Raw genomic sequence first — 17,994 nt, forward strand, 5'->3', positions numbered from 1 at the left:
ATGCGTGGGCTGTTGATGGTGGCGCTGCTCGCGCTGTTGCTGGGAGTCGGGGTCGTTGCGCTGATCGAAAGCCAGCCCGGTTATGTGCTGGTGGCTTACGGGCATTACACCGTGGAGACCAGCCTGTGGGTGGGGCTGGTGCTGCTGGCGCTACTCGCCGTGCTGCTGTATGCGGCGATCGGCCTGCTGCGCAAGCTGCTTTCCGGTCAGCGCTCCATCGCCGGTTGGCTGGGCCAGCGCAAGACGCGCCGCGCGGCCCGGCTCACCCATCGCGGGCTGATCAACTTTATCGAGGGCAACTGGGAGCGTGCGCGGCGTCAGCTGATTGGCGGTGCCGAACACAGCGAGGTTCCGCTGCTCAATTACCTTATCGCTGCCCGCGCCAGCTTTCAGCTGAGCGAGCCGGACAAGATGCGCGAGTACCTGGGTGTGGCGGAGCAAGCGGGGTCGGATGCCGGTATCGCAGTGGAGCTCACCCAGGCCGAGTTGAAGTTACAGGGCGGGCAGTACGAACAGGCGGTCGCCACGCTGGAACGCGCGCGGCGCAATGCAGGCCGCCACCCGTACGTGCTGAAGCTGCTGCACAAGGCGTATTTCGGACTGGAGGACTGGGACGCGCTGCTCAAGCTGTTGCCGGAGTTGCGCAAACACGCCGTATTGGATGAGCCTGCATTGCTTGAGCTGGAGCGTACGGTGCATATCCGCCTGTTGGAGCACTGCGCCACGGCAGAGTCCGGCGATGTCCCGGCCGCGTTGCATCAGCGCTGGCAGGCAACCCCCACGACGCTGCGTCAGGACAAGGTGATTCTGCGCAACTATGTGGGCGCTTTGATTCATGCCGGCGATGCCAGTGGCGCGGCCAAGGTGATTCAGCGCGCACTGAAGCAGGACTGGGACGCCGATCTGGCGCGCCTGTTTGGTTACGTGGAGTTGCCGGATGCCGGACGTCAGCTGGCCCAGGCTGAAGCCTGGCTGCTAGACCACCCGCGCGATCATCAGTTGCTGCTGACCCTGGGGCGGCTGGCCTGTCGTCACGAACTGTGGGGCAAGGCGAGAGATTACTTTGAAGGCAGTTACCGGCAGCGGCGCACGGCGGAAGTGTGTGCGGAGTTGGGTCGATTGCTGGCCGCTCTGGGCGAAGACCGTGAGAGCGCTACGTACTTCCGAGAAGGCCTGTTGCTGCGTGAAAAAAGCCTGCCGTTGCTGCCGCAGCCGAAGCAGCACGCCCCCGCGCTCGCCGCCTCTTAGGCGCCGCGCTAACGCGGCTTGCCCTGCGGCGGCAGGTCGATGCCCAGTTCGTCCCACAACGCATCCACCCGCGCCTTGACCTCGCTGCTCATGACGATGGGGCTGCCCCACTCGCGGGTGGTTTCGCCCGGCCATTTGTTGGTCGCATCAAAGCCGACTTTTGAACCCAGGCCGGCCACCGGCGAGGCAAAGTCCAGGTAGTCGATGGGCGTGTTTTCGATGAACACACTGTCGCGTTGCGGGTCCATGCGGGTGGTCATCGCCCAGATTACATCCTGCCAGTCGCGGGCGTTGACGTCCTCGTCGGTGACAATCACAAACTTCGTGTACATGAACTGGCGCAGGAATGACCACACGCCCAGCATCACGCGCTTGGCGTGCCCCGGGTACTCCTTGCGCATGGTGACGATTGCCATACGGTAGGAGCAGCCCTCGGGTGGCAGGTAGAAGTCGACGATTTCCGGGAACTGCTTCTGCAGGATAGGCACGAAGACTTCGTTCAGCGCCAGGCCGAGAATGGCGGGCTCGTCTGGCGGCCGGCCGGTATAGGTGCTGTGGTAAATCGGGTCTTCGCGGTGCGTGATGGCCTCCACGGTGAATACCGGAAAGCGCTCGACTTCATTATAGTAGCCCGTGTGATCGCCGAAGGGGCCCTCATCGGCCATTTCGCCCGGCTCCAGATAACCTTCCAGGATGATCTCGGCGCTGGCCGGAACCTGTAGCCCGTGATCGCGGCAACCTGCGGTATAGCACTCGGCGAGTTCAGTTTTGGCGCCGCGCAGTAATCCGGCGAAGGCGTACTCGGACAGGCTGTCCGGTACCGGGGTAACGGCACCCAGCGTCGTGGCGGGGTCTGCCCCCAGGGCGATGGCAACCGGATAGCGCTGGCCGGGGTGCTGCAGCTGCCAGTCGCGATAGTCCAGGGCGCCGCCGCGATGCGACAGCCAGCGCAGGATCAGCTTATTGCGGCCGATAAGCTGCATGCGATAGATGCCGAGATTCTGCCGCGTCTTGTTGGGCCCGCGGGTGATCACTAGCGGCCAGGTGACCAGCGGGCCTGCGTCGCCGGGCCAGCAGGTTTGTATGGGGAGCTGGTAGAGGTCCACATCGTCACCACTTTTGGCGTGGAACTGGCACGGCGCATTGCGTACCACCTTGGGCCCCATGTTCATCACCTGCTTCAGCAGCGGCGCTTTCTCCCAGGCATCGCGCAGCCCCTTGGGCGGGTCGGGTTGACGCAGGTAGGCCAGTATCTCTCCGATCTCGCGCAGGGCCTGCACGTTCTCCGCGCCCATGCCCAGGGCCACGCGTGTCTGTGTGCCGAACAGGTTGGCCAGCACCGGAATGCGGCTGCCTTTAGGGTTCTCGAACAGCAGTGCGGGGCCACCGGCGCGCAAGGTGCGGTCGGCGATCTCGGTCATTTCAAGGTTGGGGTCCACTTCGTGGCGAATACGTATCAGTTCACCGCGTTGTTCCAGTACCGCAATGAAGTCACGAAGGTCTTTGTAGTTCACAGGCTGTCCTGGCGGGTGTTGCGGGCGAAGGGACAGTATAGCGTGTTGCGAAGCCGGCTCCTGCCGGCTCCGCAACAACGTTATTTACGTTTCATGGACATGAAGAATTCATCGTTGGTCTTGGTGTCCCTGAGCTTGTCGAGCAGGAATTCGATAGCCGGGCCATCTTCCATGCTGTGCAGCAGCTTGCGCAGAATCCACATGCGTTGCAGCTCTTCCTCGCCGGTAAGCAATTCCTCACGGCGTGTGCCGGAACGGCGGATGTTGATGGCGGGATAGACGCGCTTCTCGGCAATCTTGCGGTCCAGGTGCAGTTCCATGTTGCCGGTGCCTTTGAATTCTTCGTAGATCACTTCGTCCATCTTTGATCCGGTGTCGACCAGCGCGGTGGCGATGATGGACAGGCTGCCGCCTTCTTCGATGTTGCGCGCCGCGCCGAAGAAACGCTTGGGGCGTTCCAGCGCGTGGGCATCTACACCGCCGGTGAGTACCTTGCCGGAGCTGGGCACCACGGTGTTGTAGGCGCGCGCCAGTCGCGTGATGGAGTCGAGCAGAATCACCACGTCGCGCTTGTGCTCCACCAGCCGCTTGGCTTTCTCGATTACCATATCGGCAACCTGTACGTGGCGTGAGGGCGGTTCGTCGAAGGTGGAGGCAACCACTTCTGCGCCGCGCACGCCAACGGTGCGTTGCATATCGGTCACCTCTTCCGGGCGCTCATCAATCAGCAGCACAATGATGTAGCACTCGGGGTTGTTGGTCAGGATCGCCTGCGCGATGCTCTGCATGATTACCGTTTTGCCCGCTTTCGGCGGTGCCACCAACAGGCCGCGCTGGCCCTTGCCGATGGGGGCGACGAGGTCGATTACGCGGCCGATCAGGTCTTCGCTGCTGCCATTGCCTTTTTCCAGCATCAGGCGCTTGTCGGCGAACAGCGGCGTCAGGTTTTCAAACAGAATCTTGTGCTTGGCATTTTCCGGGCGATTGAAGTTGATCTCGCTGACTTTGAGCAGCGCGAAATAACGTTCGCTGTCTTTCGGGGGGCGTATCTTGCCCGAAATGCTGTCGCCGGTGCGCAGGTTGAAGCGGCGAATCTGGCTGGGCGATACGTAGATATCGTCGGGCCCGGCGAGATAGGAGCTGTCGGAAGAGCGCAGGAAACCAAAGCCATCCTGCAGGATTTCCAGTACACCATCGCCCGAGATGTCTTCGCCACTTTTGGCATGACGCTTCAGAATGGCAAAAATGATGTCCTGCTTGCGGGACCGGGCCATGTTTTCCAGGCCGATTTCCTTCGCAATATCAATCAGTTCCTGCGTGGATTTGGTTTTGAGGTCAGTTAGATTCATAGAAGAGCGCTGAGTTGTTGTTCGGGGAAGATGATCAATGCAAACGGGAGCGCTGCCGGGAAGCCGGACAGAGGCAACATGAATGCAGCGTTAAGTCGTTGGGTGGCAGAGTTATTATCGCGGCACGGGGCCGTGCAACGAAAACGAATGTAGCACGCTGTGTGAGAGGCGTCTAGGTTTTTTGCGGCTCGCCGCGCCGTGCATCCCGGGGTGGGTTACGGTGTGGCAAGCCGCTGCATTGCGTCCTAGATGGCTTCCTTGATGAAGTCCACGAGCTGGCTCTTGGACAGGGCGCCGACCTTGGTGGCCTCGGCGCTGCCGCCCTTGAACAGGATCAGGGTGGGAATACCGCGAATGCCGAACTTGGGCGGGATGTCGGGATTGGCATCGACATCGACTTTGCACACCTTGAGCTTGCCGGCGTATTCGGTGGCAATTTCATCGAGTACCGGTGCAATCATCTTGCAGGGGCCGCACCACTCTGCCCAGAAATCAACCAGTACCGGCAGGTCGGCATTGAGGACGTCGGCATCAAAACTTGCGTCGCTGACGTGTACGATATGTTCGCTCATGGTGCTCTCCAGTTGCTTTGGCGTGGTTACGACAGCCTGTGTGCTGCGGTTCACCGCCTGTCATAGAGGCGCAATGATACCATTGGGTCATGCGCGCACAACCGGCGAGCAGGAGTTTTTCGTTATGACCTTATATCACCTGATGCGGAATGTGCGCCGGTGACGGCCTGGGTGGTTTATCTGCTGCAGTGCGTTGATGGCAGCCTCTATACCGGCGTTACCGTCGACGTGCAGCGCCGGCTTGCCCAGCATAACGGTGAGCGCAGTGGCGGGCCCCGGTATACCCGCGGCCGGCGTCCGGTGCAGCTGCTCTGGTCGGAACCTGCTGATAGCCGCGCCGCCGCCCAGCGCCGTGAGGCGGCGATAAAACGCCTGCCACGCAACGCCAAACTCGCGCTGTGCCAGCGTGTCAGTTCGGTGGAGTGATGGCTTCCAGCTCTTCCTGCTGCGCCAGCCACAACGCTTCCAGCCGGGCCTGTTCCGCTTGCAGTGCGCCTTCCTGTTTCACCAGTTCCGCCACCTCGCCGGCGCTGTCGCCCTCGTAGAGCGCAGGGTCGGCAAGGCGGGCCTGCAGTGCCTGCAACCCCTGCTCAGCCTGCTCCATGGCTTTTTCGGTCTGCGTGACTTCGCGTTGCAGGGGCCGCAGCCGCTCGCGCTGCGCCGCCGCTTGCTGACGGCGCTCTTTGGCTGATGCCTCCGTGGCAGCCGGCGCACTCGCGGTGGGTGCATCACTGGAACGATAGCTGGCAAGAACCCATTTTTCATACGCGCGCAGGTCATCGTCGTAGTCCTCTACCACACCATCGTGCACCAGCAGCAATTCATCCGCCGTGTTGCGCAGCAGGTGGCGGTCGTGACTGACCAGAATCAGCGCGCCTTCATAGCCCTGCAGGGCCATTTCCATGGCGTTGCGCATGTCGAGGTCGAGGTGGTTGGTGGGCTCGTCCAGCACCAGCAGATTGGGCCGCTGCCAGACGACCAGCGCCAGTGCCAGGCGGGCCTTTTCACCGCCGGAGAAGGGGGCGATCGGCTGTGTGGCGCCGTCACCGCGAAAGTTGAAGCCGCCGAGGAAGTTGAGAATCTCCTGTTCTCTTGCCTCGGGGCTGAGGCGCTGTACATGCAGCGCGGCGCTGGCGCTCAGGTCCAGCGCTTCCAGCTGTTGCTGGTCAAAATAGCCGGTGCGGCAGTGTTCGCCGGCCTGGCGTGTGCCATTGAGCAGCGGCAGGCGGCCGATCAGGCTCTTCAGCAGGGTTGATTTACCAGCGCCATTCTTGCCCAGCAGGCCAATGCGTGAGCCCGGGCGCAGGACCAGGGTGACGTTGCTGAGTACCGGCGCCCCGGCATACCCCAGCTGCGCCTCATCCAGGCGCAACAGGGGGTCGCTGCTCTTGCCGGCCGCCGGGAAGACGAAATTGAACGGCGAGTCGATGTGCGCAGGCGCCAGTTGCTGCATGCGCTCCAGCTCCTTCAGCCGGCTTTGTGCCTGGCGCGCCTTGGTCGCCTTGTAGCGGAAGCGGCGCACGAAATCTTCGATGTGCGCGATGCGTTGCTGCTGCTTCTCAAAGCTGGCCTGCTGGTTGGCAAGCATTTCTGCACGCAGGCGCTCGTAGTCGGAGTAGTTGCCCTTCCAGGTCTGCAGCTGCTGGTTTTCGATGCTGAGAATGCGCTCGCAGGTGGCATCGATGAAATCCCGGTCGTGGGAAATCATCAGCAGCGTGCCGGGGTAGGCCTGCAGCCATTGCTCCAGCCACAGCGTTGCATCGAGGTCCAGGTGGTTAGTGGGCTCGTCCAGCAGCAGCATGTCCGAGGGCGTCATGAGGGCTCGCGCCAGGTTTAGGCGGATGCGCCAGCCCCCGGAAAAGTCGCTGACCGGGCGTGCCTCGGCTCCCGGTGCAAAGCCCAGGCCCTGCAGCAGGCGCTGTACGTGGCTGGCCGCGCTGTAGCCATCGGCTTCATCCATGGCGCTGTGCAAGGCTGCGGCGCGCTGGAAGTCGCCGGCCTTCTCGGCCGCTTCAAGCTCCGCACACAGGGTGGCGAGTTCGGCGTTACCCTGCAGCACGTAGCGCCCCGCGGTCTCCTGTGTGGTAGCCACTTCCTGGGCCATGTGCGCGAGTCGCAGGTTGTTCATGCCTTCGATATCGCCGCCATCGGCTTGCAGCGTACCCAGTAACATGGCGAACAGGCTGGATTTGCCACTGCCATTGGCACCGATCAGGGCCAGCTTCTGCCCCGGTTGCAGTGTCGCGTTGGCACGTTCGAGCAGCAACTTGCTGCCGCGCCGCAGTTCGATGTCGCGTAGTATGATCATCAGGACGCGCATTCTACGCGCAGCCCGTTTCTCTCACCAGCCGGGGCCGTGATGAATAATCCGCTGTGGGTGTTTTCCTTGCATCTTTATGAGCAACCCGGCGTTGCCGACGCCTGCCTCGCAGCGCAGGACCTGTGCGGTGCCGATGTGAACCTGCTGTTGTACGCGGCCTGGTTGTCAAACAACGGCCTCAACCTGCCGGCAGAGCAATGGCCGGCGCTGGATGCCCGTGTGGCAGAGTGGCGCCAGCGCGTGGTCACGCCGCTGCGTAGTCTGCGTCGCGACTGGCGAGCGCTGCCCGGGGCCGAACAGCTTCGAGAACAGGTCAAGACGCTGGAGCTGGCGGCGGAGCGGGCACAGCAGGCGGCGATGTGGGCCTGGCATGAGCAGCACGCCCAGTGTGTGCCCGCGGCCCGGCCGGCAGCGGAGCTGACCGCGGTGCTGGCGCGCCTGCTACCCACTGGAAACCTGGCGCCGGCTGCGCGGAATGCCCTGCAGCAGCGGCTGGCGCGGCTGCTCGCGGGGCCGGGGGTGGCATAGTGGTGGCTCGCGGTAGTATGATCTGCCGCCTGTCGGTTTTTCCGCATGTCCATTTATCTGACTCTTGGAATCCATTATGAAGAAATACGCATTGCCGCTTGCCCTGGTCGCTACTGTGACCTTGCAGGCCTGTAATCAGCAGTCTGCCCCCGAAGCGGTAGACAGCGCTGCGACTGTAACGCTGGAAGACAGCAACGAGCGCCTGAGCTATGGCATCGCCTTCGGGTTGGGCCAGCGCATGGCCGCAGATGGTGTACCCATGGACGTTGATGCGTTCAGCGCCGGTCTGCGCGATGCCATGGAAGGTGCCGAGCCGCGTATGACGCAGGAAGAAATCCAGACGGAGATGCAGGCCTACCAGGAGCGTGCCATGGCTGAACAGCAGGCGGCGATCGCTGCTGCGGGTGAAGCAAACCTGGCGGCCTCCGAGGCCTTCCTCGCAGAGAACGCGACGCGCGAAGGCGTTGTGGTTACCGAATCTGGCCTGCAATACGAAGTCATTGAAGCCGGCGAAGGCGCGAGCCCGAATGCCGAAGATACCGTGGAAGTCCACTACCGCGGTACGCTGGTTGATGGCACTGAATTCGACTCGTCCTACAAGCGCGGCGAGACGGTCAGCTTCGGTGTAGGTCAGGTCATCGCGGGCTGGACCGAAGCGCTGCAGCTGATGTCACCGGGTGCGAAGTGGAAGCTGTTTATTCCGGCGGACCTGGCCTACGGCCCCGGTGGTGCCGGCAACCTGATCGGCCCGAACGCGGCACTGGTGTTTGAAGTGGAGCTGGTGTCCGTTACCGAGGCGGGTGATGACGCCGCGGACCCCGCTGCGGAAGGCACCGAGGGCTGATCAGCCTGTACCCTCCGGCGCCTCCTGCATCTGGCGCCGGTGATTGCTGTGAAGGCCGGCGATGAGGCGGTCTTCCAGTACAAAGCGAGACTCCAGTAGCTCCCCCAGGGCAGACAGATCCCTGATCAGCGTTTCGGGGTATTGATCCCCACTGCCATATTTCTGCTCATAGGCAAGAATCACATCGGTTGTATCTGCAATATCCCCGATGAGTTTGGTGGCCAGCGCGCTGCCGTCGTCGCCGAAGGCTTCCGCTTCGTGCAGCAACTCGTTATAGACCTCGAAATGGCCCACTGAGACATAGTCCACCAGCAATTCGCATAGCTGACGCTGGCGCTGGGTAATGGATGCCGAGCCGGGTAGGTCATCACTCGCCACCACCAGGGCGGTGTAGCGGGCGAGCACGGCACGGCGTTCGCTGAGCCAGTTGGTGAGAAGAGATTCCACCGCATGAAATTGTTCGGCGGGGTTGTGATTGCGCTGTGGCATGCGGTCTGCTCTTGTGTTGCGAGTGATGGGTGCACCAACTATAGGCACAGGCCCGTGCCTCCCGCAAGCACGGGCCGCGGTGGATCAGCTGCGCCGCAGTGTCTGCCAGAGACTGGCGGCGGTGATCGCGATGAACAGCATCAGGGTCTGCTCCGGAATGCTCAGTCCCAGCAGTGTCCAGTGGGTTTCCGCACAATTGCCGTCGCCCATGAGCACCATGCTCAGGGTGTCCTTGAACGGCAGGGTTTCCAGCATATATTCCAGGCTGGGTCCGCAGGCGGGCACCTGGTCCGGCGGCAGGTGCTGCAGCCAGACATGACGCGCTGCCACGGCGCCACCGCCGATGGCGATCAGGGCGCACAGTGCGCCATAAACACGACGGCCCCAGTTGCGCGGATTGTGCAGTGCAGCCAGCAGCGCGATTACGCCACCGGCGATGACAAACACGCGCTGGGTCATGCACAGGGGGCAGGGGTTGAGCCCCACCTGGTATTCCAGATACCAGGCAAACAGCATGGCACAGAGTGCCAGTGCGGCCAGGCCGAAGTAGACCAGACGTGGAGTGAGCAGTGCGAGCATGGGTGTGAATCCTTGTGCGGCCGGTGCCGTCATTCTAGAACAGTGTGCGGTACTGGCCAAAGAAGCGCGCCAGGTATTCCTCGAAAGTCAGCTCGTCGCCGGCTTCAAGTTGCTGTTGCGCCGCCAGTGATTGCCGGGTTTCCTGCTCGAAACGCTGGCGGCAGGTATCCGACAGCGCCTGTGCGCGGAAGTGCCGTGCCCAGTGTTCACTGTAGGCCATCGCCAGGCGGAAGAACGGTAGATCGCGGTCACGCATCTCCGCGAGCACGCGTGCGGAGGGTGTGAGCGCACTGTCCTGCACTTTGGCCTGTTGTGCTGCCAGTGCGGCGCAGTAGCTTTCACTGGCGTGAGCGTTATCCAGCAGCTCGGCGATCCCCGTCATGTCGCGCAGCAGCTCGCCGGCCAGCTCTTCGAGGGAAGCATCACCCACAGCAGTGCGCAGCCGAAGCCCGGGTTCCCTGCCGCGATTGACCACGGTGCTGAGGTTGGCAGCCTGTAGTGCGCGTTCCGTATCGTCACAGACCGGGCTGTCCTCCAGCAGGCAGTGCAGCAGGAACGTGTCGAGGAAACGGATCTGGCTGGCGTCTATGCCCACCGGTGTGAAGGGGCTGACGTCGATGCAGCGGATCTCCACATATTCGATACCGGCGCGGCGCAGTGCCGCCAGCGGCGCCTCGCCGGGCTGGGTGACCCGCTTGGGCCGGATGGTGCTGTAGAACTCGTTCTCGATCTGCAGCAGGCTGTCGTTGAGCTGCTGGTAGTCGCCATTCTGGCCGGCAGGAAAGGCCTGATACGGGGGGTGCGGGTGCATGATGGCGTCCCGCAGTGCCAGCACGTAATTGTCCAGTGAGTTGTAGCAGACATTGAGGCCCTTCTGCGCCTCGCTGTTGTAGCCCAAGTCGCCCATGCGCAGGGCGGTGCCCCAGGGGCGATGCAAGGTGCGGCCGGTTGCGTCGAAGGGTTCCAGGCCCTGGGTGTCACGGCCGCGCAGGAAGCTGGCACACACCGCGGGCGACGCGCCGAACAGGTAGATCAGCAACCAGGAGTGGCGGTGGAAATTGCGTATCAGGCCCAGGTAGCGTTCCGTGACGTAGTCCTGCAGGGTGCCGGGATTGCCGGCATCATCCCAGGCGCGCTGCCAGTAGTTCGCTGGCAGAGAAAAGTTGTAGTGAATACCGGCGATGGTCTGCATCAGGCGGCCGTAGCGGTGGCCGAGGCCGTAGCGGTAGACCTTTTTCATGCGCGCGACATTGGCGCTGCCATACTCGGCGACCGGTATGCTGTCGTCTCCGTTGACGACGCAGGGCATGCTGGTCGCCCAGAGCAGCTCATCACCCAGCTGGCTGTAGGTGAAGCGGTGAATGTCCGCCAGTGTCTCCAGGCTTTCTTCAATGCCCGTATCCACGGGTGTGATGAATTCCATCAGCGCTTCAGAGTAGTCGGTGGTGATCGAGGCATGGGTGAGTGCCGACCCGAGGCCGGTGGGATGCGTTGTCTGGGCGAGGCGGCCCTCCGGCGTGATGCGCAGGCTTTCTTTTTCCAGGCCGCGCTGGATGCGCCGCAGCAGGTCAGCGTAGCCGGGCCCGGCCAGGGTCTGCAATTGGCTTTGCAAATGAGGGGTCAAAAGGAACTCCTTGTGGTGGCTGGGGGCACGCCGGGAAAGTGTCCCGCCGCCGGGGCGCGTGAAAGTGTAGCCGCCATTGCAAGGCGAGTACAGATTGCACTGCGATGTGATCGAAAGCCCGGTTGGGCATTGTTGTTGCGCGAACTTTGTGGCTATCCTGCAATCATGATACGCCGCGTCGACATCGCCACTTGCCTGCGTGTGCCTTGCCAGGTGTTCTGGCGCGGGTGCCTTTTGCTGGCATTTGTAGCCGGCAACGCGCACGGGCAGGGCGCTGCGCCTGCCTGCAGGCAGGCCCCGCAGCAGAGCGATTCGGCGAGCTTTCGCTTTGAGCCGGTGCCACAGATGGAAGCATTTCTGGCCACGATACCGGCGGGCGCGCGCATCGGCACTATCCGCCAGCGGCGTTTTGCCGTGTTCGATGCCGAGGATCCCCGGGAAGACAATGCGCTCTATCGCTGGGCCAATGACTTTCACAGCGTGACCCGGCACTGGGTCATTGAGGATCATCTGCTGGTGGCACCCGGTGAGGCCTACAGCGCCCCGCGTGTCGCGGAATCAGAGCGCATCCTGCGCAACCTGGGCTTCATTTACGACGCCCGGGTGCGGCCCTGGCGGGTGTGTGGCGAGATCGTGGACCTCGAAGTCATTACCCGGGACATCTGGACCTTTACCCCCATGCTTTCCGTGTCACGGCGCGGTGGTGAAAACACCTTTGCCTTCGGTTTTCGCGATGCCAATTTCCTGGGGACTGGCAAACAGGTGGTGGTACAGCGCGATAGCGATGAAGAGCGCGCCGGCACCACCTTGCGCTATTTCGACCCTGCGCTTGCCGGTTCGCGCTGGCGACTGCGTCTCTCGGTCGCCGATAACGACGATGGCTATGAACAGGGTGTAAGCCTCGTGCGGCCGTTCTTTTCCGTTTACGAACGGTGGTCGGCGGGCGCCAACCTGAATCGCTCCAAGCTGGAGGAGACACTCTGGTTTCGCGGTGATGAGCAGAACGAGTTTGACCACGAAATCGAATTTGCCAATGTGTTTGGTGGCATCGCCGCAGACAGCGGGGATCATGGTCGTGTGGGGCGCTGGTTGTTTGGCTACACCCTGGAAACCCACAGCTTCGCACTCAGTGATTCCGCGCTGCCCCCGGATACCCTGCCGGAGGATCGGGAATACAGCTATCCCTACATCGGTTACGAGTCCACCGAAGACCAGTTTGTGGAATTGCACAACTTCAACTACCTGGGCCGCACCGAGGATGTGTACGTCGGTGAGCGCTATTCCTGGGCGCTGGGCTGGTCCGCCGATACGCTGGGGGCCAGCCGTGACCAGCTGGTACTGCGCGGCAGCTATGCCAACACGCTGCTGGTCGATGCGCGCCGCCTCTGGCAGGTCGACAGCAGCGTCAGCGGTTTTCTCGGCGTGGATGGCAGCGGTTTTGAGAACCTGCTGTGGAGCAGCGAGACCCGCTATCACCATAAGCAATCCAGACAGTGGGTGTTGTTCAGCCGCCTGCGCCTCGACGTGGCCGATGGTCTGACCGGAGAGCGTCAGCTGACCCTGGGGGGCGACAACGGCCTGCGCGGCTATGACCTCTTCTATCAGACGGGGGATCGCGGTTTTGTGTGGAATCTGGAGCAACGCTATTACTCCGACTGGCATCCGTTTCGCCTGTTTCAGGTGGGCCTGGCAGCCTTTGTCGATGTGGGGCGTGCCTGGTTCGAGGGTGAGGATAATGGCGCCAATGGCGGGGTGCTGGCGAATGCGGGGATTGGCCTGCGGCTGAATTCCAGCCGCGCTGAAAAGAGCTCGGTGGTACACGTGGATATCGCATTTCCCTTTATGCGCGACGATAGCGTCAGTAGCCCCCAGATCCTGTTCACGGTCAGGGACCGGTTTTAGCGGTTTTCGCCGGCGCCACTGCGGTGACGTGGGTCGTCGTGGTGGGCAGGCCGCCGTTTGAACCGCTGACCCGCAGCCTGTGCTTGTCGAATGCGTGCGGGATGCTAGAGTGGTGCTTCGCCTGAGCGGAAGGCGGGGTTGAAGGATGAGTGTGCCGGTCGCGCGGCGGATCTTCCGGGGGGATAGTACAGCGTGCGTATTGCAGAATGGCTCAAGACACTGGCGAAAGAGCAGGGCTCCGACCTCTACCTGAGTACCGGGGCGCCACCCTGCGCAAAATTCCAGGGCAAGCTGCGCCCCATTGCGCGGGAAACGCTCAAACCCGGTGAAATCCGGGAAATTGCCTGCGAGTTGATGGATGCCACGCAGCAGGCGGACTTCGCGCAGGAGCTGGAGATGAACCTGGCGCTATCCCTGCCGGGGTTCGGGCGCTTCCGCGTCAATATTTTCATGCAGCGTAATGAGGTCAGTATTGTCGCGCGGAATATCGTGGCCGAAATTCCCCACTGGAAAGACCTGCGACTCCCCGAAAGCCTGACCGAAGTTGTCATGCGCAAACGTGGCCTCGTGCTGTTTGTCGGCGCGACCGGGTCGGGCAAGTCGACCTCGCTGGCCGCCCTCATCGACTACCGCAACAGCAACAGCGCCGGCCACATCGTGACCATCGAAGATCCGGTGGAGTATGTACACAATCACAAGAAATCCATCGTCAATCAGCGCGAGGTCGGCGTTGACACCCGCAACTGGCACAATGCCCTGAAGAACACCCTGCGCCAGGCGCCGGACGTGATTCTGATTGGCGAAATCCGTGACCGTGAAACCATGGAGCACGCCATCGCCTTCGCCGAAACCGGCCACCTGTGCATTTCCACTCTGCACGCCAACAACGCCAACCAGGCGCTGGATCGCATTATCAATTTCTTCCCTGAAGCCAAGCGCCAGCAGCTGCTGATGGACCTGTCACTGAACCTGCAGGCCTTTGTTTCCCAGCGCCTGATTCCCACCGTGGACGGCAAGCGCTGCGCGGCGATCGAGATTCTGTTGGGCACGCCGATGGTGGCCGACCTGATTCTCAAGGGCGAGATCGACGGTATCAAGGAAGTGATGGCGAAATCCGAGAATCAGGGGATGAAAACGTTCGACAGCGCGCTGCTGGAACTGTTTGCGGAAGGACTGATTTCCGAGGATGAAGCGCTGCGCAACGCCGACTCCCCCAACAATGTGCGCCTGAAGATCAAGTTCGCGCGCGAGGGGCAGCAGCGCGATTCAGGTGGCGCGTTCAAGCTCAGTGTGGAAGGCCTGGAAGAAGAGGACGAACCGCCCTCCATTTTTTAGGGAGGGTACTGCGCGGCAGTCAGGACATCAGCTTGGATACCAGCAACCCGGCGAAAATTGCCCACAGCGCGACGACCAGCACCAGTTGTCGTTTGCGTGACTTGGGTGGCGCCTTCGCCGGAGCCTTGCCGCCGATGTGAATGTCCGGTGAGCCGCAGGCGGGGCAGTAGCCGCGCTCGTCCAACCGGTTCCCCCGATAGCTGCATTGCCTGCAGTGATAACTCATGTTCACCCTACCGATTCATTTTCAGCAGTTGGTCCACAATGCGCTCCAGCTGCGTCAGGTTGTTGCACTCCGCAGCAAAATGGCAGGCGCTCAGGTAGCGCGGCATTTCCGAGTCACCCGTCCCCCAGGCCCGGCGCGACTCGGGATTTAGCCAGATCACCCGGCGGCTGCGCTGGTAAATGCTGCGCATGATGTCCAGTTGCGGGTCGCCGTGGTTATTCCTTGCATCACCTAGCATGATCACGGTGGTGCTGCTGTTGATGTCATCCAGCGCCAAGCGGGCGAAGTCCTGCAGGCTTTTGCCATAATCGGTCGCCCCGCCATAGCGCCAGTTGACCAGCTCTATCGCCTTGTCCACCGGGTGTTGCGCAAACAGCTCGCTCACTTCGCCGAGGTGGCTGGAAAACGCGAAGCTGCGCACTTTCGGCAGTACATCCTGCAAACTGTAGAGAAACAGCAGCAGGAACTTGGCGTAGGCTGCCACCGAGCCACTGACGTCGCAGATCGCCAGCAGCTGCGGCTTGTTTTTCTGGGTCCGCTTCCAGTGAGTATGGAACAGGATGCCGTCGTTGGCGATACCCCGGCGCAGGGTGCGGCCCATGTCGAGCTTGCCGCGGCGGTAGGTGCGCCGCTTGCGCGCATGGCGTTCGGCCAGTTTGCGCGCCATTCTCTGCACCAGCTCCTGCACCCGATGCTGGTAACGCAGCTCCAGGTTGCTGAGCCGTGTGCGGCGCAGCAGGTCATCCATGAAGCGGGCATTTTCGCCCTCCGCCTGTAACAGGTATTGTCGCTCCACATAGTCGCGGACCTGTTCGCGGAGGATGTCCCGGTAGCGGCGCAAGGGCTCCAGCGCGGGGCTGTCTTCCTGATCCAGGCGGACCAGGGTCCGGCGCAGTTGATCTTCACCCATGGCGTCCAGCATGCGGCGCGTGAACTGGCCTTTTTGAGTAAACATGCGAATCTGGCTCAGGCCGACGCTGGCCGCCGCCTCGCCCATGGCCAGGTTGAGCGCGGCGCTGTCATTGTCCTGTAGCTGCCGCAATAGCGGAGATGTCAGCAATGCCTGCAAATCGGCGTCAGTCTGTGCGGCCGTTTCCAGTAGCTGCGCGGCACTGTGGTCGGCATCGCCTTTTGGCATGCTCGCGGCTTCCGGACCGGACGGTGCCTCCTGCTCCCCTGTTTGGGTGGCGCGCTCTTCCCGGGTGCTGCTGAAGTCGGCCAGCCGTTGGTCGAAAAAGCGACTAAAACAATGCTGGAAAATGGCTTCCTCTGCTGGCGTTTTTGCCAGCGCCGCGGCCAGGCCATCGCGCAGCCGGTCGCGCCGGGCGTAGCCGAGCGTTGCGGCCACGTCCATGGCATCCAGTGTTTCCGCTGGCGATACACGGACATCGTGGCTGCGCAGCAGGCCAATGAAGTTGACCAGGTGGCTCTGCATGGCGCTGGACTGCGTGGGCTCAGCCATGCGCGGGCCGCGGCAGCAGCTCGCGCAGCGCACTTTCCGCCGTGTTGATGTCGTCCTCGAATTTGAGCAGCACATTGAGGGTGCTTTGAATCACCTGAGCATCCAGCTCACGGGCATGCAATAGCAGCAGGCTGCGCGCCCAGTCGATGGTTTCGGATATGGCCGGTGACTTTTTCAGGTCGAGATCGCGCAGCGAGTGGACGAATTCAACCAGTTGGTGCCGCAATTGCTGGTCGATATCCGGCACCCGGCTGAGCACGATCCGCTCCTCCAATGCCACACTGGGGAAGGGGATGTACAGGTGCAGGCAGCGACGCTTCAGCGCATCACTGATGTCCCGCGTATTGTTGCTGGTGAGGAAAACCATGGGTGTGACCCGCGCCTGCACCGTACCGATTTCGGGAATCGACACCTGATAGTCAGACAGAATTTCCAGCAACAGCGATTCGAATTCATAGTCGGATTTGTCGACTTCATCAATCAGCAGTATCGCGCCGCGCTCCTGCTGCATGGCCTTGAGCAGCGGCCTGGGCTCGAGAAACTCCTCCGAATAGAAGGTGTCGCCGAACTGGTGCAGGCGCTCCACGGACTCGGCGAGGCCCTGCGCTCCTTGCAACAAATCCCCGAGTTTTTCCTTGAGCACCTGCGTGTACAGCAGCTGCTTGCCGTATTTCCATTCATACAGTGCCTTGGCCTCGTCCAGGCCTTCGTAGCACTGCAGCCGAATCAGGGGCACATCCAGCAGCATGGCGGTGGTTTTTGCCAGCTCTGTTTTACCCACACCCGGGGGGCCTTCGACCAGAATCGGCTTGCGCAGCTGGAAGGCCAGAAAGACGGCGGTGGCAATCTTCGGGCTGCAGATGTAGCCAAAGGATTCAAAACCCTGCTCAATGGCCTCGATGGAGGCCAGCTGCGGAAAATCCTGGGTATGCACGGTGTGTCCTCGTCAGGGCGGTCAGCCGCCGGTGGCGTTCATGAAACGGAGAATCTCCGGTTCATCGCTGTGGGTGAAATGGTGTTTTTCCGGCTTCAGTGCGAGTGCGGCAACCAGCGCGCGGGCTATGTCGTCGCGGTTGCTGCCCGGTCGGCGCAACAGCGGGCGCAGGTCGACGGCGTGTTCGTTGCCAAGGCACAGCAACAGGCGGCCTTCCACCGTAAGTCGCACGCGGTTGCAGAGGTGACAAAAGTTGTTGCTGTGCGGCGAGATGAAACCGACCCGCGTGGCGCTACCCGGCATGCTGAAGTAGCGGGCCGGCCCGGCACTGCCCGTGGGTTCGCCCAGTGCCGTCAGCGGGTAGCGCTCTGCGATCCTGTGGCGCAGCGCCTCACTGCTGCAGAAACTCAGTGGCCTGCTGTGTTCGTCAATGCGCCCCAGCGGCATTTCCTCGATAAAGGCAATGTCGATAGCGCGTTCGCGGGCGAAGTCCACCAGGTCCAGCGCCTCGTCGTCATTGCGTCCGTTGAGAATCACGGCGTTCAGTTTGATGCGCGCAAAACCGGCGCCGGTCGCCGCATCGATGCCCGCCAGTACCTGATGCAGGTTGCCGGTGCGGGTCAGCTCGCGGAAGCGCTTGGGTTGCAGGCTGTCGAGGCTGATGTTGAGCGCGTTTACCCCCGCCCGTTGCAAGGCGTCTGCCATGCTGACCAGCCGCGAGCCGTTGGTGGTCAAGGCCAGTGTCTGCAGCCCGGGGAGGGCACCCAATCGTTCCACCAGTGAAAGCACATTGCGCCGCACCAGGGGCTCGCCGCCGGTCAGCCGTATCTTGCTGATGCCCAGGCCCACCCCTGCCTCCGCCACTCGGAACAGCTCCTCCAGGGAGAGCACCTCCGAGCGTGGCACGAACTGCATGTCCTCCGCCATACAATACACACAGCGGAAGTCGCAGCGGTCGGTGACCGACAGGCGCAGGTAGTTGATCCGGCGCTGGAAGGGGTCGACCAGAGGAGTCGGGCGTTCGGGCTTCATCACCGCAGTGTACTGGCTGTCGCGGCTTCTCTCTAG

At 62.3% G+C, this 17,994-nt stretch carries 17 protein-coding genes; 6 read left to right on the forward strand and 11 right to left on the reverse strand.

Annotated features, from left to right (window positions below; all coding sequences use genetic code 11):
- On the forward strand, positions 1 to 1,248 hold the full coding sequence (locus EGJ68_RS03580; protein ID WP_123033157.1) for a heme biosynthesis HemY N-terminal domain-containing protein: 1,248 nt from the start codon (positions 1 to 3) through the stop codon (positions 1,246 to 1,248).
- An 8-nt stretch (positions 1,249 to 1,256) separates the two neighbouring features.
- On the opposite strand, the gene ubiD is transcribed toward EGJ68_RS03580, so the two are convergent.
- The 3 genes from ubiD to trxA all read right to left on the reverse strand — a co-directional run bounded on the left by ubiD (position 1,257) and on the right by trxA (position 4,683).
- A complete protein-coding gene (gene ubiD, locus EGJ68_RS03585) occupies positions 1,257 to 2,762 on the reverse strand; it encodes a 4-hydroxy-3-polyprenylbenzoate decarboxylase (RefSeq protein WP_123033158.1) in 1,506 nt (501 codons plus the stop codon).
- Between the two features lie 80 nt (positions 2,763 to 2,842).
- Positions 2,843 to 4,111, reverse strand: coding sequence for a transcription termination factor Rho (rho, locus tag EGJ68_RS03590; protein ID WP_123033159.1), 1,269 nt, complete (start codon positions 4,109 to 4,111; stop codon positions 2,843 to 2,845).
- 245 nt (positions 4,112 to 4,356) lie between these two features.
- Positions 4,357 to 4,683 carry a thioredoxin TrxA gene (gene trxA, locus EGJ68_RS03595; protein ID WP_027949757.1) on the reverse strand — a complete coding sequence of 109 codons (327 nt, stop codon included), beginning with the start codon at positions 4,681 to 4,683 and terminating at the stop codon, positions 4,357 to 4,359.
- 159 nt (positions 4,684 to 4,842) lie between these two features.
- Here trxA and EGJ68_RS03600 point away from each other — a divergent pair, with 159 nt between their 5' ends.
- Positions 4,843 to 5,109 (forward strand): GIY-YIG nuclease family protein, encoded by a 267-nt coding sequence (locus EGJ68_RS03600; protein WP_233248658.1) that lies wholly within the window; start codon positions 4,843 to 4,845, stop codon positions 5,107 to 5,109.
- On the opposite strand, the gene EGJ68_RS03605 is transcribed toward EGJ68_RS03600, so the two are convergent.
- Positions 5,093 to 6,991, reverse strand: coding sequence for an ABC-F family ATP-binding cassette domain-containing protein (locus EGJ68_RS03605; RefSeq protein WP_123034023.1), 1,899 nt, complete (start codon positions 6,989 to 6,991; stop codon positions 5,093 to 5,095). The two genes, EGJ68_RS03600 and EGJ68_RS03605, sit on opposite strands and share 17 nt — an antisense overlap.
- Positions 6,992 to 7,042: 51 nt before the next feature.
- Here EGJ68_RS03605 and EGJ68_RS03610 point away from each other — a divergent pair, with 51 nt between their 5' ends.
- Both EGJ68_RS03610 and EGJ68_RS03615 read left to right on the forward strand, forming a co-directional pair.
- A complete protein-coding gene (locus tag EGJ68_RS03610) occupies positions 7,043 to 7,531 on the forward strand; it encodes a TIGR02444 family protein (protein WP_123033160.1) in 489 nt (162 codons plus the stop codon).
- A 76-nt stretch (positions 7,532 to 7,607) separates the two neighbouring features.
- Positions 7,608 to 8,375 carry an FKBP-type peptidyl-prolyl cis-trans isomerase gene (locus EGJ68_RS03615; RefSeq protein ID WP_123033161.1) on the forward strand — a complete coding sequence of 256 codons (768 nt, stop codon included), beginning with the start codon at positions 7,608 to 7,610 and terminating at the stop codon, positions 8,373 to 8,375.
- Here the strand turns inward: EGJ68_RS03615 and EGJ68_RS03620 are convergent, their stop codons facing one another.
- From EGJ68_RS03620 to gshA, 3 genes are all read right to left on the reverse strand, one after another.
- Positions 8,376 to 8,864, reverse strand: a complete 489-nt coding sequence (locus tag EGJ68_RS03620) for an Rsd/AlgQ family anti-sigma factor (protein ID WP_123033162.1) — start codon at positions 8,862 to 8,864, stop codon at positions 8,376 to 8,378.
- An 84-nt stretch (positions 8,865 to 8,948) separates the two neighbouring features.
- The gene (locus EGJ68_RS03625; protein ID WP_123034024.1) at positions 8,949 to 9,443 is read right to left on the reverse strand and encodes a disulfide bond formation protein B; all 495 of its coding nucleotides are present in this window, start codon (positions 9,441 to 9,443) and stop codon (positions 8,949 to 8,951) included.
- 34 nt (positions 9,444 to 9,477) lie between these two features.
- Complete coding sequence (gshA, locus tag EGJ68_RS03630; protein ID WP_233248659.1) at positions 9,478 to 11,067, reverse strand: glutamate--cysteine ligase; 1,590 nt, start codon at positions 11,065 to 11,067, stop codon at positions 9,478 to 9,480.
- Positions 11,068 to 11,412: 345 nt separating this feature from the next.
- Between gshA and EGJ68_RS03635 the strand changes: the two genes are divergently transcribed.
- Complete coding sequence (locus EGJ68_RS03635; protein ID WP_233248660.1) at positions 11,413 to 12,969, forward strand: ShlB/FhaC/HecB family hemolysin secretion/activation protein; 1,557 nt, start codon at positions 11,413 to 11,415, stop codon at positions 12,967 to 12,969.
- 192 nt (positions 12,970 to 13,161) lie between these two features.
- Entirely contained in the window at positions 13,162 to 14,304 is a 1,143-nt protein-coding gene (locus tag EGJ68_RS03640; protein ID WP_123033165.1) for a PilT/PilU family type 4a pilus ATPase, read from the forward strand.
- A gap of 19 nt (positions 14,305 to 14,323) precedes the next feature.
- Here the strand turns inward: EGJ68_RS03640 and EGJ68_RS18075 are convergent, their stop codons facing one another.
- The 4 genes from EGJ68_RS18075 to moaA are packed head-to-tail and all read right to left on the reverse strand — an operon-like array spanning position 14,324 to position 17,958.
- Positions 14,324 to 14,530, reverse strand: coding sequence for a hypothetical protein (locus EGJ68_RS18075; RefSeq protein ID WP_158283479.1), 207 nt, complete (start codon positions 14,528 to 14,530; stop codon positions 14,324 to 14,326).
- Between the two features lie 7 nt (positions 14,531 to 14,537).
- Positions 14,538 to 15,992, reverse strand: coding sequence for a vWA domain-containing protein (locus EGJ68_RS03645; protein WP_233248661.1), 1,455 nt, complete (start codon positions 15,990 to 15,992; stop codon positions 14,538 to 14,540).
- Entirely contained in the window at positions 15,985 to 16,926 is a 942-nt protein-coding gene (locus EGJ68_RS03650) for an AAA family ATPase (RefSeq protein WP_123033166.1), read from the reverse strand. The genes EGJ68_RS03645 and EGJ68_RS03650 overlap by 8 nt, the downstream gene beginning before the upstream one ends.
- A 21-nt stretch (positions 16,927 to 16,947) precedes the next feature.
- Positions 16,948 to 17,958 carry a GTP 3',8-cyclase MoaA gene (gene moaA, locus EGJ68_RS03655; protein ID WP_123033167.1) on the reverse strand — a complete coding sequence of 337 codons (1,011 nt, stop codon included), beginning with the start codon at positions 17,956 to 17,958 and terminating at the stop codon, positions 16,948 to 16,950.
- Positions 17,959 to 17,994: the final 36 nt, after the last annotated feature.

The sequence above is a fragment of the Haliea alexandrii genome, from assembly GCF_003719295.1.
Lineage (GTDB): Bacteria > Pseudomonadota > Gammaproteobacteria > Pseudomonadales > Halieaceae > Haliea > Haliea alexandrii.